General features: G+C 68.8%; 10 protein-coding genes. 5 read left to right on the forward strand and 5 right to left on the reverse strand.

Annotation, left to right across the window (positions count from 1 at the left end; translation table 11 throughout):
* Positions 1 to 6: 6 nt before the first annotated feature.
* Complete coding sequence (locus tag AC5RWG_RS00420) at positions 7 to 3,510, forward strand: S41 family peptidase (RefSeq protein WP_494166213.1); 3,504 nt, start codon at positions 7 to 9, stop codon at positions 3,508 to 3,510.
* A gap of 81 nt (positions 3,511 to 3,591) precedes the next feature.
* Here AC5RWG_RS00420 and AC5RWG_RS00425 read toward each other — a convergent pair whose 3' ends face one another.
* The 5 genes from AC5RWG_RS00425 to AC5RWG_RS00445 form a co-directional block, all read right to left on the reverse strand.
* Positions 3,592 to 4,023 (reverse strand): OsmC family peroxiredoxin, encoded by a 432-nt coding sequence (locus AC5RWG_RS00425; RefSeq protein WP_493987444.1) that lies wholly within the window; start codon positions 4,021 to 4,023, stop codon positions 3,592 to 3,594.
* A gap of 174 nt (positions 4,024 to 4,197) precedes the next feature.
* Entirely contained in the window at positions 4,198 to 4,548 is a 351-nt protein-coding gene (locus AC5RWG_RS00430; RefSeq protein WP_494166214.1) for a hypothetical protein, read from the reverse strand.
* 176 nt (positions 4,549 to 4,724) lie between these two features.
* Entirely contained in the window at positions 4,725 to 6,482 is a 1,758-nt protein-coding gene (gene sucB, locus AC5RWG_RS00435; protein WP_494166215.1) for a 2-oxoglutarate dehydrogenase, E2 component, dihydrolipoamide succinyltransferase, read from the reverse strand.
* Positions 6,483 to 6,593: 111 nt separating this feature from the next.
* A complete protein-coding gene (gene lpdA, locus AC5RWG_RS00440) occupies positions 6,594 to 7,976 on the reverse strand; it encodes a dihydrolipoyl dehydrogenase (protein ID WP_494013827.1) in 1,383 nt (460 codons plus the stop codon).
* Positions 7,977 to 8,157: 181 nt separating this feature from the next.
* Entirely contained in the window at positions 8,158 to 9,681 is a 1,524-nt protein-coding gene (locus AC5RWG_RS00445; RefSeq protein WP_494166216.1) for a leucyl aminopeptidase, read from the reverse strand.
* A 248-nt stretch (positions 9,682 to 9,929) separates the two neighbouring features.
* Here AC5RWG_RS00445 and AC5RWG_RS00450 point away from each other — a divergent pair, with 248 nt between their 5' ends.
* From AC5RWG_RS00450 to AC5RWG_RS00465, 4 genes are all read left to right on the forward strand, one after another.
* Entirely contained in the window at positions 9,930 to 10,931 is a 1,002-nt protein-coding gene (locus AC5RWG_RS00450) for a proteasome assembly chaperone family protein (RefSeq protein ID WP_494013829.1), read from the forward strand.
* Positions 10,932 to 10,964: 33 nt separating this feature from the next.
* The gene (locus AC5RWG_RS00455; RefSeq protein ID WP_494166217.1) at positions 10,965 to 12,320 is read left to right on the forward strand and encodes an MFS transporter; all 1,356 of its coding nucleotides are present in this window, start codon (positions 10,965 to 10,967) and stop codon (positions 12,318 to 12,320) included.
* Positions 12,321 to 12,436: 116 nt separating this feature from the next.
* The gene (locus AC5RWG_RS00460) at positions 12,437 to 13,711 is read left to right on the forward strand and encodes a DUF4192 domain-containing protein (protein ID WP_494166218.1); all 1,275 of its coding nucleotides are present in this window, start codon (positions 12,437 to 12,439) and stop codon (positions 13,709 to 13,711) included.
* A gap of 249 nt (positions 13,712 to 13,960) precedes the next feature.
* Complete coding sequence (locus AC5RWG_RS00465; protein WP_494013832.1) at positions 13,961 to 15,235, forward strand: RNA polymerase sigma factor; 1,275 nt, start codon at positions 13,961 to 13,963, stop codon at positions 15,233 to 15,235.
* Positions 15,236 to 15,464: the final 229 nt, after the last annotated feature.

Below are 15,464 nucleotides of genomic sequence, written 5' to 3' on the forward strand. Positions count from 1 at the left end.
CGAGGCATGACTTCATCGAGCTACTTCCGCTACCCGCACGTGCACGGCGATCTGGTCACGTTCGTCGCTGAGGACGACGTGTGGGTCGCCCCCCTTGCCGGCGGCCGGGCGTGGCGTGTCTCGTCACTGCAACTGCCGGCCCGGAACCCGAGGTTCTCGCCGGACGGGCAGCACCTGGCCTGGAGCGTGGTGCAGGCCAGCGCCCCCGAGGCCGTCACGGCGTCGGTCGACGGCGGGGGATTCCGCCAACTGACCTACTGGGGGCACGCCAGCACGAAGGTAAAAGGATTCACACCGGCGGGCCACGCCCTGGTGACGAGTTCCTTCGAACGCGAAGAATCACGTCACACCTGGGCCTACGCTGTGCCGCTGGACGGTTCGGACGCCCGGGTCCTGCCCTATGGGCCCGTCGACTCAATCGCGTTCGGGCCGGAACTCGGCGACGAGCGTCCGGTCGTGGTCGGCAGCGTGCTCTCGCGCGAACCGGCGTGGTGGAAGCGGTACCGCGGCGGAACGGCCGGCAAACTGTGGATCGACCGGGACGGCGGCGGCGAGTTCGGGCGCCTGGCGGCCGAACTCGACGGCAACCTGGCAGACCCGATGTGGATCGGCAACCGGATCGCGTTCCTGAGCGATCACGAAGGTTACGGCAACCTGTATTCGGTGGGGCCGGACGGAACAGGCCTGCGCCGGCACACCGACCACGACGGTTTCTACGTCCGCCATGCCGCGACGGACGGCACGCGCGTGGTCTTCGAGTCCGCCGGCGAACTCTGGATCCTGGACTCCCTCGATTCCGCGGACGCGGCCCGCCGGCTTGAGATCACGCTGGGCTCGGCATCCACGAGCCGCCGCAGCCGCCCGCTCGACGTGTCAAAGCACTTGGCCTCCGCCGTGCCGAATCCCAAGGGAACCGCCTCCGTCATCGAAACGCACGGCACGGTGCACTGGCTGACCCACCGGGACGGCCCGTCGCGCGCTGTGGAATCGACGCCCGGCGTCCGCGCCCGGCTCGCGCGGCCCCTCGGCGACACGCGGGTGGTCTATGTCGCGGACCACGACGGGGAAGAAGCCCTCTACATCCGCCAGGTCTTCGAACAGCTGTCCCGGGCCGACCAGCCTGCTCCCGCGGCAGCCGTGCCGGCCCCCGCCGAACCGGAGCCCGACGGCTTGCCGCGCCCGGTGTCGGCCTCCGCCGTCGTCCATCCGACCCAGTCCCAGCCCATCGTGGAGGTGCGGTCCGGCGGAAGGCAAGGCGGCGGCGGAAGCGGCGGCCGGGAACCGGACGCCCGTTCGGCTGAGGCGCTGGAGCCGCAGCAATTGCGCCGCGTGGAGCTGCCCGGCCCGGACCGGGTGAGCGCGCTTGCCGCCAGTCCGGACGGCAAGCTGGCGGCAGTGGCCACCGAATACGGCCAGGTACTGGTCCTGGACGCCGACAGCGCGCAGCTCCGCCGGCTCTCCGAAACCGACCACGGGGCGATCAGCGAGCTGGTCTTCTCGCCGGATTCCCGCTGGATCCTGTGGGCCGAGCCCGTGACAGCGGAGGGCACCCGCACGCGTCTCCGGCTGGCCCGGGCCGACGGCACCGGCGGGATCGTCGACGTGACCGACGGACGCTTCCGCGACCATGGTCCGGCGTTCACCCCGGACGGCAAGTTCGCCGCGTTCCTCTCCGAACGGAGCTTCGATCCGGTCTATTCCACCCACAGCTTCGACCTGGGTTTTCCCGAATCGACCAAGCCGTTCCTGGTGGCCCTGGCCGCCGCCACGTCTTCGCCGTTCGGTCCGTCGGTGCACGGCACGCTGCCGGACGCGCCGCCGTCGGCCGGGAAGGATCACGACGGATCCCCGAACGGGGAGGACCAGGCCACGCCCGCCGTCGCCGACATGGTGGTGGACGCCGAACGGCTGGGAGAGCGGATCATCCCGGTCCCGGTCCGGCAGGGCCGCTACACCGACCTCAGCGCGGTAGACGGAGCCCTGCTGTGGCTGGCCAGCGACCCCGCCGGCGTCACCGGAGAAGGCCGCGCGTCGGCGGAAGAGCCGGAGCAGTCCCAGCGGCTGGAGCGGTTCGACCTCTCCCGCCGGGAGGTTTCCGTGCTGGTGCCGGCGCTGGACTCCTACGAGGTGTCCCAGGACCGCAAGCGGATCGTGTACGTGCACAAGGCGCAGGTCAAGGCCGTGCCGGCCGCCGGGAAGGTCGACGACGACTCGCCCGAGAGCGTGCAGGTCGACCTGGGCCGGATCCGGGTCACCCTCGAACCGCTCAAGGTCTGGGGCCAGGCGTTCGACGAGGCCTGGCGGCTGCAGCGCGACTTCTACTGGGCCGAGGACCTGGCCGGGCTGGACTGGCAAGGCGTCTACGACCGTTACCGGCCCCTGGTCGAGCGGCTTGGATCCCACGACGACCTGGTGGACCTGCTCTGGGAGCTGCACGGCGAACTCGGCACCTCGCACGCCTACGTTTCGCCCCCGCCGGTCGCGGAGCCCGGCTCCGGCAAACAGGGACGGCTCGGCGCCGACCTGGCACGGACCGAGGCGGGCTGGACCGTGCAGAAGATCCTCGCCGGAGAATCGTCGGATCCGCTGGCGCTGTCTCCGCTGACTGCTCCGGGCGCAGCCGTCGACCCGGGGGACGTGATCGCGGCGGTGGACGGCATCCCCGTGGACCCGCTGGCAGGCCCTGCGCCGCTGCTGGCCGGCGCGGCCGGCAAGACGGTCGAACTGACCATCGTCAACGGGGCGGGCAGCCCGGAAGCCGGCCTGCAGCGGCGAATCGCGGTGATCCCCATCCGCGACGAAGAGCGGCTCCGGTACCAGAACTGGGTCTCGGGGAACCGCCGCAATGTCCGCGAGGCATCGAACGGACGCTTCGGATACCTCCATATCCCGGACATGGTGGCGCGCGGCTGGGCACAACTCCACCGCGACCTGGATGTGGAGACCGCCAAGGACGCGCTCGTCATCGACGTACGGCGCAACCGCGGCGGCCATACCTCCCAGCTGGTTGCCGAGTTGATCGGCCGCAAGGTCACCGCCTGGAACCTCGCCCGCGGCGAGCAGCCGGGCACGTACCCGGCCCACGCGCCCCGGGGCCCAGTCGTCGTCCTCACCGATGAATACGCCGGGTCCGACGGCGACATCATCACCCAGGTGAGCAAGCTGCGCGGGATTGGTCCCGTAGTCGGGACCCGGACGTGGGGCGGGGTGGTCGGCATCGACGCGAAGTTCTCGCTGGCCGACGGAACCGGCGTCACGCAGCCGCGGTACGCGTTCTGGTTCACCCAGGGCGTGGGCTGGGGCGTGGAGAACTACGGGGTGGACCCGGACATCGAGGTGCCGTTCCCGCCGCACGCGTACGGGGCGGGGGAGGACCCGCAGCTGGAGCACAGCGTCGGCATCCTCAAGGAGATGCTGGGCGAGCTGCCGACCGACCAGCCGCCGGCGCGGGCCGGTTATCCCGTGCTGCGCCCCGGACCGCTGCCGCCGCGTCCGCAGGATGTGCGTTGACCTTCGCCTGGGCGCACCGGGCGTGAACGGAAGAACCCCGGCGCATCCAAGATGCGCCGGGGTTCTTCGGTCTGTTCGGGATTAGCCGGCCAGGGTGGCATCAATCGTGATGCTCGGGACGGAGGCCAGGGCGCCGGAGACAGGACAGGTGTCCTTGGCGCCGGAGGCCAGGCGCTGGAAGTCGTCCTCGCTGATCCCGGGCACGGTCGCGTTTACGGTCAGGCGAATCTCGGTGATGCCGGTGCCCGGCACGAAATCCACGGCCGCCGAGGTTTTAATGCTCTCGGCTGTGGTCCCGTTTTCCTTGAGCATGTTGCTGAACTGCATGGAGTAGCAGGTGGCGTGGGCGGCAGCCAGCAGTTCTTCGGGGCTGGTCTTTCCCTCGGACTGGTCCGCACGTGCCTTCCAAGTGACATCGTAAGTGCCGATCCCGGACGTTTCGAACGTAGTCTGGCCGGCGCCGCTAAACAGGTCGCCGTTCCACTCGGTGCTGGCAGAACGTGTTGTAGCCATATGTCCTCCTTGGTCGATCTCGGATGAGTTCCATGCCGGCCCGGCCGCGGGCGGCCGGCGCCGTCCTTTTCATACTAGGGGAGTTGCCGCGGACTGTCCGGGCGGCACCGGGTTAAGCCACAGCGGCCGGCCCCGGAGCCCGGGACCGACCGCAGCGTCAGGAGCTTTGGAAAGTCAGTTCCACAAGGTCGCGATGGCGACGTTCAGCAGCGCCAGACCGCCCACCGAGTGGGCCAGGTTGGTGGAAATCGGTTCGCCGGCCTTGTACTTGCGGCGGCCGATGAACGCGAGGACGCCCACGACGAGCCCGATGACCAGCTTGATGGTCAGCTTCACGTAGTCGGCGTCCATGTTCAGGGCCGGAATTAGGCCCATCATGATGACGCCGGTAATCAGCTGGAGGGCTGCGCCGTCGAACTGGCGGGGGTGGACGGTGGGCTTCTTCATGTTGCCTATCCAGATGCCGACGATCATGGCGGCACCGACGATGTGCAGGAAGACGAAAATGCTGTAAAGGATGTCCATGGGCCCAGCTTATCGGCCGGGGAAGCACGCAGATCCGCGCCATGCCGCGGCGGGACGGGTATTTCTACCTGACGTAGTAGCGGCTGGCGGGCCGAGGGGACAAAGCACAGCGGCGGGCTGCGTCCACTGGGAACGCAGCCCGCCGCTCATCCGTGCGTCGCGCGGGGCAGGCCGGGCTAGAGGCCCAGGTCCGCCTCGAACTGTCCGGCTTCCAGACGCGCCCGCAGCGTCTGCAGGAAACGGCCGGCATCCGCGCCGTCGACCAAACGGTGGTCGTAGGTCAGGGACAGATACATCATCGAGCGGATGGCGATCGAATCGTCGCCGTTCTCATCCTGGACAACCATGGGCCGCTTGACGATGGCGCCGGTACCGAGGATTCCCACCTGCGGCTGGTTGATGATCGGAGTGTCGAACAGGGCGCCGACGCTGCCGATGTTGGTGATCGAGAAGGTACCGCCGGAGAGCTCGTCGGGAGCGATCTTGTTGCTGCGGGTACGGGCGGCAACATCGGCGATCTTGCCCGCCAGGCCGGCCAGGTTCAGGCTGCCGGCGTCATTGATCACCGGGACCAGCAGGCCCTTGTCGGTATCCACCGCAATCGCCAGGTGCTCTGCGTTGTGGTAGGTGATCTCCTGCTTTTCCTCGTCGTACTCGGCGTTCAGCTTCGGATGCTGCTTGAGCGCCTCCGCGACGGCCTTGGCGATGAAGGGCAGGTACGTCAGCTTGACGCCGTTTTGCTCCTGGAAGGACTTCTTGGCACGCTCGCGCAGCTTGGCCACCTTGGTCATGTCGACCTCGTGGACCTGGGTGAGCTGGGTGGAAGCGTCCAGCGATTCGCGCATCCGGCGGGCGATCACCTGGCGGATCCGCGGTGCCTTCTCGACGGTGCCGCGCTTGGCCGAGGCCGCGGCGTCCGCCGGAGCCTTCGCGGCGGCTGCCGGTGCTGCGGCCGGTTTGGCGGATTCGGCCGCCTCCAGCACGTCCTGCTTGCGGATGCGTCCGCCCACGCCGGTGCCCTTGACGTTGGACAGGTCCACGCCGTGCTGGTTGGCCAGCTTGCGGACCAGCGGGGTGACGTAGCCGGCGTCCGGGCCCGCGGCGGGCTCGGCGGCGGCCGGAGCCTCGGCCTTCGGAGCCTCGGCCTTGGGGGCTTCGGCCTTGGGAGCCTCGGCCTTCGGGGCTTCGGCGGCCGGCTGTTCGGCGGACGGTTCAACCACCGGGGCTTCGCGTTCCTCGGCAGGCGCGGCGGCCACCGGCTCGGCTTCCTTCGGCTCCGCCTTGGCGGGGCCGGCGCCGGTGCCGATGATGGCAAGCACCGAACCGACCTCTGCGGTCTCATCCTCGGCGACCTTGATCTCCTGGACCGTGCCGGCCACCGGGGACGGAATCTCCGTGTCTACCTTGTCGGTGGAGACCTCGAGCAGCGGCTCATCGACCTCGACCGTGTCGCCCACCTGCTTCAGCCAGCGGGTGACCGTGCCCTCGGTCACGCTCTCGCCCAGGGCCGGGAGGGTGACTTCGGTGCCTTCGCCGGAACCGGCGGCGGGCGCCTCCTCGGCGGGGGCTTCCTGCCGGGGCTCCTCCTGCTTCGGGGCCTCCTGTGCTGGGGCTTCCTCGGCGGGGGCTTCCTGCTGGGGGGCTTCAGCCTCCTGCTGCGCCGCCGGCGCTTCTTCGGCGGCCTCGCCGGAGCCGGAACCGTCGCCAATCCGCACCAGCGGGGCTCCGACGTCGGCGGTTTCGTCCTCGGCGACCAGGATCTCTTCGATCACGCCGGCTACCGGAGAGGGGATCTCGGTGTCGACCTTGTCGGTGGAAACCTCGAGCAGGGGTTCGTCGACTTCGACCCGGTCGCCGACCTGTTTCAGCCAGCGAGTGACAGTGCCTTCGGTGACGCTTTCACCGAGGGCGGGCAAGTTCACGGTTTCAGACATGTGGTGCCCGTTCTCCTTTGAGTCTATTTTCCGGCCTGGCCGGTACATCGAGTCTTGTCTTGAGCCTAGTGCACCCGCCCGGCGGGGACGGGTGCACCAGGAGAGGGCCTGTTAGCCGTGCAGCGGGCGGCCGGCCAGCGCCATGGCGGCCTCGCCGAGGGCCTCGTTCTGCGTGGGGTGCGCGTGGATGAGCGCCGCGACGTCCTCCGGGTAGGCTTCCCAGCTGACGATCAGCTGCGCCTCGCCGATCTGCTCGCCGATGCGGCCGCCGATCATGTGCATGCCCACAATGGGGCCGTCCTTTTCGCGGACCATCTTGATCATGCCGCTGGTGCCCAGGATCGAGCTCTTGCCGTTGCCGGCCAGGTTGTACTCGACGGTCTCCACGTTGTCCTTGCCGAACTTCTCCTCGGCCTGCGGCTGGTTGAGGCCGACGGAGGCAATCTCCGGATCGCAGTAGGTGACCTTCGGGATGTTGATGTCTTCGATGAGGGCCGGCTTGTTGCCGGCAATCTCCTCGGCCACGAAGATGCCCTGCTGGAATCCGCGGTGGGCCAACTGGACGCCGGGGACAATGTCGCCGACGGCGTAGATGTTGCCGACACCGGTGTGCAGCCGCTCGTTGGTGATCACGAAGCCGCGGTCAACCGTGAGGCCGGCTTCCTCGAAGCCCAGGCCCGCGGTGCTCGGTCCGCGCCCGACGGCAACCAGCATCAGGTCGGCCTGGAACGTCTTGCCGTCGGCGAGGGTGACCACCACGCCGTCGTCGTTCTGTTCCACCTTTTCGAAGAACACGCCGGTGTTGAACTTGATGCCGCGCTTCTTGAACGCGCGCTCGAGCTGCTTGATGATCGCCGGGTCCTCGTTGGGCACCAGCGAGGGCAGGCCCTCGACGATGGTGACGTCAACGCCGAACGAGTTCCATACCGAGGCGAACTCGACGCCGATGACGCCGCCGCCGAGCACCACGGCGCTCTTGGGCAGGGTGTCCATCTTCAGGGCATGGTCGGACGTGATGACCTTGCCGCCGATTTCCAGACCCGGGAGGGTCTTGGAGTAGGAGCCGGTGGCCAGGACGATGTTCTTGCCCTTGTAGGCGGTGCCGCCGACCTCGATGGTGTCCTTGCCGACGAGCTTGCCTTCGCCTTCGATGACGGTGATGCCCTTGGACTTGACCAGGCCGGTCAGGCCCTTGAACTTCCCGGCGATGACACCGTCCTTGTAGGCATTGACGGCAGCCATGTCGATGGAATCGAGGCTTACGTTCACGCCGTACTTCGCGGCGTCCTTGGCGTGGTCGGCCAGCTCGGCGGAATGCAGCAGCGCCTTGGTGGGGATGCAGCCGTTGTGCAGGCAGGTGCCGCCGAGCTTGCCCTTTTCCACCAGACCGACGCTGAAGCCCAGCTGCACGGCGCGGAGGGCAGCGGCATAACCGCCGCTGCCGCCGCCGAGGATCAGGATGTCGAATTCTTGCGCTGTTGCCGAATCGGCCACGTGAACGCTCCCTCGCGTGTTCGCAACGTGTGGTGACACGTCGATGAGTTGATTGGGGTTGACGAACGAAGTTGGTTGGGTCTCACCTTAGCCCTCCCGCATACCATCATCTAGTTGGTGACGGCCCCAACAGGCCGGATTGTGTGCGGATTCACGCGGGCGCGCTCCGAGGCGCGGGCCTTTAGGAGCTGCGGGCCACTACATCCTCGGCGTAGGCCACCAGCGTGCGGACGGCGACGCCGGTGCCCTCCTTCGGGGTGTAGCCGTGCGGGGATCCTTCGTTGAAGGCCGGGCCGGCAATGTCGAGGTGGGCCCACGGGATGCGCGCGCCGCCGGATTCGCCCACGAACTCGCGCAGGAAGATCGCGGCCGTCAGCATGCCGCCGTACTTGTCGCCCATGTTGGACAGGTCTGCCACCTGCGAGTCCAGGCTGGGACGAAGTTCCTCCGGCAACGGCATCGGCCAGAACAGTTCCCCCGCCCGGTCGGCGGCGGCCTTGACGGCATCGCGCACGGGTTCGTCGCCCATGACCGCGGCCACCCGGCTTCCCAGCGCGACCATCTGCGCACCCGTCAGGGTGGCGACGTCCAGCAGGACGTCGGGATGTTCCTCGCTGGCGGCGGCCAGTCCGTCGGCCAGGACCAGCCGGCCTTCGGCGTCGGTGTTCAGCACTTCCACCGTCTTGCCGCCGTACATGGTTAGTACGTCGGAGGGCCGGGACGCGGTGCCGGACGGCATGTTCTCCGCCAGGCAAAGCCACGCCGTGGCCTTCACCGGCAGTCCCAGCTCGGCGATCGCCAGGACGGCGTTCAGCACCACGGCCGCGCCTGCCATGTCGCACTTCATGGTCATCATGCCGGTGGCGGGCTTGAGCGAGAGGCCGCCGGAGTCGAAGGTGATGCCCTTGCCCACGAAGGCGAGCTTCGCCTTGGCCCGGACCGGCGCGTATTCGACCTTGACCAGGCGGGGCGGGCGGCTGGATCCCTTGCCGACGCCGGTCAGGCCCCCGTAACCGTCTTTCGCCAGCCGTCCCTCGTCCAGGACGGTGACCTTGACCGGCAGGTTCCGGGCCATCTGGGTGGCCGCCTCGGCGAACGTCTCCGGGTACAGGTGGCTCGGCGGCTGGTTGACCAGGGAGCGCGTCGCATTGACCGCCCGTCCCAGCACCGAGGCCCGCTTGAGTGCCTTCGCCAGTTCCTTGTCGCCGGCAACCGGCGTGATGACGGTGGCTTCCGCCACCGGGCCGCGGGCCCCGGCCGCCCGGGTGCGGTGATCGCTGAAGTCATAGGCGCCCAGGGCGGCGCCTTCGGCGACAGCCGCCGCTTCGGCCACTGTTCCGGCCGGCAGGCCGAGTGCCACCGAGCGGACCCCGGCCAGTTGGCGCACCGCCGAGCCGGCGGTGCGGCGCAGGGTTTCTTCCGTCAACGCCTGCCCGGGCAGCAGCTTCCCGACGCCGGCCAGCACCACCACGTCCGCCCCGGCCCCGGGCAGCCCCGGCAGGCGGTGGACCTGGTCGGCCGCCCCGGTGACGCCGAGCAGCGGAAGGGAGTCCTGCAGCGACTTCGAGGCCTTGGCCGGCAGCGGATTCTCCAGCAGGACCGGACCGTCTCCGTCCTGCCCGACCGCAATGACGAGGGCGGCTGACTTGGCCTTTTTGACATCCTTGGCAATGGCGCTGAGCTTGAGCTCGGTCGTGGGGATCACGCAGATCTGTCCTAACTTCTCCTACAGCCGGCCGGCCGGACGGGTGGTGCCCGCCGCCGCTCACCGGTTGCTTACCGTTGTGTCTACAGTAGTTCCAGCAGGAATGAGCCTTTGAAAAGGTTGGCCGGAACAGGGCCTGCACCTGTCGATCGTAGTCTCTCCGCACCGGATGCGGTGCCGCGCACGCGCTGTCCGGCCCGCGGGCCGGAATTTTTCCGCCCGCCCGGGCGCTGAACATTGCGAGAGGCATGCACGGCAGGGAAAGAGACGATGCCGGAACGGAGGGCACATTGCTGGATCCACGGTCGCTGATGTCGACCAACGCGGAGTTGTTCGACTCGCCTGAGCTGCGCGGGCTTGATCTCGTCATGGGATTCACCGGTGCTGCGGAAGCCGGCCACGTGGTGGAGCAGATCGGCGACGAGCTGCTCGACGGGCTCGACGCACAACTGGTCGCCTCCTTCGACGCCGACCAACTGGTGGACTACCGCAGCAGGCGGCCCCGCATCACCTTCGCCGGCGACCGTTTCACCGACTACGAAGCCCCCGCCATCGAGCTTTACCGGCTGGTCGACGGGCTCGGCACTCCGTTCCTGCTGTTGACCGGCCCCGAACCCGACTACCAGTGGGAGCGGTTCTCCCGTGCGGTCGTCTGGGTGGCGAACCGGCTCCAGACGCGGCTGGTCGCGTGGGTCCAGTCGCTGCCCATGCCGGTGCCCCACACCCGCCCGATCGGCGTCACCGTCCACGGCTCGCGGCAGGACCTGATCGACGGGATCACCAGCTGGAAACCGCAGGCGGAGCTGCAGGCCGGCATCGGCCCGCTGCTGGAAGTGCGCCTCGCAGAGGCCGGCCGTGACGTCGTCGGCTATTCCATCCACGTGCCCCACTACCTGTCCGACGCCCAGTACCCGCCTGCCGCCGTCGCGGCGCTGGAGTACATCGGTGCCGCCACCTCGCTGACGTTGCCCACAGACCGGCTGCGCGAGACCGGACGCGAGGTGGAGAGCCAGATCGACCGGCAGGTACAGGACTCCGCGGACGTCCAGCGCGTCGTCGGCCGGCTGGAAGAGCGGTACGACGAGTACGCGGGGCATGAAGAGCGCCGCTCGCTGCTGGTCAAGGACAACGAAGAGCTTCCCGACGCCGACGAGATCGGCGCGGCGGTGGAGGCCTTCCTGGCCACTCAGCCTGCCACCGACGACGACGGCGCCGAAGGAGCCTCCACGGGGTCCGGCGACGCCGATTAGTCCCGCGCCCCGGACCGTGGGCAAGATGGAGCAATGGATTCGCGGCGTGCTTGGTGGGTGTGGGGGAGCGGGATATTCGCCTACTTGGTGGCGATCACCCAGCGGACCTCCTTCGGCGTAGCAGGGCTGCAGGCCACCGAGCGCTTTGACGCCACCGCCGCCGCGTTGTCGACGTTCACCGTGGTTCAACTGGTGGTGTACGCGGGCCTGCAGATCCCCGTCGGCCTCATGGTGGACAAATACGGACCCCGGATGATGGTGGCCGGAGGGGCCGTACTGATGCTGGCCGGGCAAACCGCCCTGGCCTTCGCGTCCTCCGTCCCCGAAGGGCTGGCCGGACGCGTCCTCGTCGGTGCCGGCGACGCGATGACCTTCGTGTCGGTGCTGCGGCTGCTGCCCAGTTGGTTCAGCGGGAAGCACATTCCGTTGCTGACCCAGTTAACCGGCCAGCTGGGCCAGATCGGCCAGCTGATCAGCGTCATCCCGTTCGTGGCCATCCTTAACCTGGCGGGTTGGACGCCGGCTTTCCTCTCTGTTGCCGCGCTCTCCGCGGTGGCCTTCGTCCTTGCCCTCGCAGTGGTCCGCAACGAGCCGGGACCCCGGCGGACGGCCCCGCAGCCGACCCTCCGCCAGACCGGCGCGTCGCTGGCCGAAGCGTGGCGGGAACCGGGTACCCGACTGGGACTGTGGACTCATTTCACGGTCCAGTTTCCCGCGAACGTGTTCATGCTCATGTGGGGTTACCCGTTCCTGGTGTCGGCCCAAGGCCTGACGCCGACGGAAGCCTCGGCGCTGATGACGGCAGCGGTCATGACCTCCTTCGTCGCCGGCCCGTTGCTGGGCCGCTGGGTGGGCCGGCATCCCCTCCGGCGCTCCACCATGGCCCTGCTGATCGTGGGGGCCATGTCGGCGGCCTGGCTGTGCGTCCTGGTTTACCCGGGCCCGGCCCCGTTTTGGCTGCTCCTACTGCTGGTCATGGCCGTGGCCGTCGGCGGCCCGGGTTCCATGATCGGCTTCGACTTCGCCCGGACCTTCAATCCGCTCAGCCGCGCCGGAACGGCCACCGGGATTGTCAACGTCGGCGGCTTCATCTCGGCGCTGCTGGTGATGCTCGGCATGGGCGTGGTGCTCGATGCCCTGCTGGCCAGCGGGTTCTCGCAGGGCGACCTGTACGCGCTGGACTCGTTCAAGCTGGCCTTCAGCCTCCAGTTCCTCTTCCTGATCGCGGGCACGCTGGCGATGCTGGACGTGCGCAAACGCGTGCGCACCCGGATGTCGCACGGCGGGATCACCGTGCCGCCGCTGCGCGATGCGCTGGCACGGGAGCGCCGCCGGCGGCGCGAACGGATCCGGGAAAGCAGGGGGAACGGCGGAACCCGGGGCGGCTGAGCACCCTCCCTCCACCGTTGAGCACCCTTCCTCCACCTGGGCTTCGGAAGGGCGGTTGTCCACAGGGGAGCCCCCTCGGCTGGCCGCCGGGCAGGCAGCGGCGGAAGGCTCCTGTCATGGAGAAGAAGAAGTTCACCGCCCGCCGCTCCGTCGACATTCTCGGTTTCGTGCCGCATGCGCTGGGATTCCTTCCCGCCGACAGCGTGGTGCTGCTGGCCCTTTCCCAAGGCCGTTTGGGCGCGACCCTCCGCCTGGACCTCCCCGCCAGCGGGGACGGCTGCCACCTCGAACTGTTTGCCGAAACGGCGGCGGACTATCTGCGCTCGGACGAGGGCGCCGACTCCGCGCTGCTCATCCTGTACACGGACCACCCCTGGCGTTCGCCGGGCCGGCCGCCCCATGCCCGGCTCGTGGCCGCCCTCGGCCGTTCCCTGTCCGCCGCCGGGCTGCCGGTCCGCGCGGGCTGGACGGTAGGCCCGCAGCACTGGCGGGAGCTTTATTGCGCCGACGCCGAATGCTGTCCGCTGCCCGGACGTCCGGTGTCACAGATCCGGGACAGTGCCCTGAGCGCCGAACTTGTCTACAGCGGCAGCACTTACGCGGCCTCCGCAGCGGAGGCCGTGGCCGTCCCACGGGCGGCAGCCTCCGGCGCGCCGTACGCGACCGCCACGTCCGTCCGGAGAGCCGGGGCAGCAGAGGCACTAACACCGGCACCGGCAGCGACACCCGATGTCGCGGCCGGGATACGGCAGGAGGCGGACCGGCTGGCCGCGGGACGCGCGGGAGGGTGGACCCATTCGGACTTCTACTTCCACACCCTCCGCCGCTGGGAGCAATCCCTGGCAGCGCACAAGGCCGGAACCCTCACGGCGGAAGCGCAGGCCTTCCTGCTGGCGAGCCTGAGCGACGACGCGGTACGGGACGGTATTGCCATCTTCGCCTGCAGCAGCGCCGAGACGGCGTTCCTCTGGGCCGAGGCATCCGGCCTCCTCGATGACGCGGACCGGGCGGCGGGCGCCGCGCCGCCCGTCGATCCATTGCCCGGGTCCGGCGATCCTGCCGCAGCCCGGGGCTGGTCCAAAATTTTGATCGGTGAGTCGCCCCACGCTCCGGACTGGGATCGCGTGGACGCCACGGCACACCTGCTCTCCCGCCTGCACGCCGTCGGAGCGGGGCGCTCCCGCGCTGCCGCCGGCACGCTGCATGCCTGGATCGAATGGGCCCGGGGACGCGGTACGCATGCGCATCAACGGGCCGAGGCCTGCCTTCGCGAATGGCCCGGCTACCGGCTGGCGGAACTGGTGCAGGAACTGGCAGACAGCGGAATGCTGCCGGTGTGGGCGCGCCGGCGGGAGACCGCCTGGCCCGGACGGAGGCACCTGACGGCATGATCGCGGCGTCGCGACGGTCGAAAATCAGTTCATCCGGCGGTCTGAATCGTGAGACAATGGGAACCGAGACCCGGTTGGGTTCGTGTTTCAAACAGCGGTAGATCCTGCGGGAATACCGCCGCCGCGGATCAGGTTATGCCATGCAGACCCTGCGTCCGTGGCTTGGTTTGAATTCATTCACGGACTTGACAGGGTCATAGTGGTGTTACCCGCAGGTAGCGTCACAGACCGCCGTACGAAAGGTTCTCTGTGTCACCGGACAAGAAGACTGCTGCAGCTCCCGATGAGGAGACTGCTGCCTCCGCTCCGAAAAAGTCCGCGACGACCAAGCGCGCGGGCGCCCAGTCAGCGGCAGCGGCGGAAGCTGCTCCCAAACGGCGCGGCCGCAAGCCCGGTGCCGCTGCCAAGAAGGATGAGGCGAACACCGCCGAGCTGGCCACGGAAGAAGTCGACGAGGATCCCGAGGTCGAGCCGGAGCCCACCGAGGAAGACGTAGAAGCCACCGAGGAAGCCGGCGCCAAGAAGGGCAAGGACGGCGAGACCGGGTCCGGGTTTGTTTACTCCGACGCCGACGACGACGACGCCCCCGCCCAGCAGGTGGTCTCCGCCGGCGCCACCGCCGACCCCGTCAAGGACTACCTGAAGCAGATCGGCAAGGTCGCCTTGCTGAACGCCGAGCAGGAAGTCGACCTCGCGCTGCGGATCGAGGCCGGTCTCTTCGCCGAAGAGAAACTGGCCAAGGACGACGGCACCATGGAGACGCGCCTGCGGCGCGACCTGGAGCAGATCGTCCACGACGGCAAGCGCGCCAAGAACCACCTGCTGGAAGCCAACCTCCGACTGGTCGTCTCGCTGGCCAAGCGCTACACCGGCCGCGGCATGCTGTTCCTGGACCTGATCCAGGAAGGCAACCTAGGCCTCATCCGCGCCGTCGAGAAGTTCGACTACACCAAGGGCTTCAAGTTCTCCACCTACGCCACCTGGTGGATCCGGCAGGCCATCACCCGCGCCATGGCGGATCAGGCCCGCACCATCCGCATTCCGGTGCACATGGTGGAAGTCATCAACAAGCTGGCCCGCGTGCAGCGCCAGATGCTCCAGGACCTGGGCCGCGAGCCCACTCCCGAAGAGCTGGCCAAGGAACTGGACATGACACCGGAAAAGGTCGTCGAGGTCCAGAAGTACGGCCGGGAGCCGATCTCGCTGCACACGCCGCTGGGCGAAGACGGCGACTCGGAGTTCGGCGACCTGATCGAAGACTCCGAGGCCGTGGTTCCCGCCGACGCGGTCAGCTTTACCTTGCTGCAGGAACAGCTCCACTCGGTGCTGGACACGCTGTCCGAGCGCGAAGCCGGCGTGGTGGCCATGCGCTTCGGACTCACCGACGGCCAGCCGAAGACTTTAGACGAAATCGGCAAGGTCTACGGCGTCACGCGGGAACGCATCCGCCAGATCGAATCCAAGACCATGTCCAAGCTGCGGCACCCGTCGCGGTCGCAGGTACTCCGCGACTACCTGGACTAATCCGACTGCGCAGCAGGGCCGGCACCCGCAAGGGGCCGGCCCTGCTGCGTTAACCGGCACCCGCAAAACGCCGGCCCTGCTGCGTTAGCCGGCGGCAGCGGGGGAAGGGGAGCGCCGCGTTCCGGCGCCAGGTCCCCGGGCGCCCCCGGCGGAAAGGCCTCCGGAGACGCAAAGGGCGCCGTTCCCCTTGCGGGGAACGGCGCCCTTTGACCGGGTACCGGGCGGACCT

This window comes from Arthrobacter sp. Y3221160, from assembly GCF_059092585.1.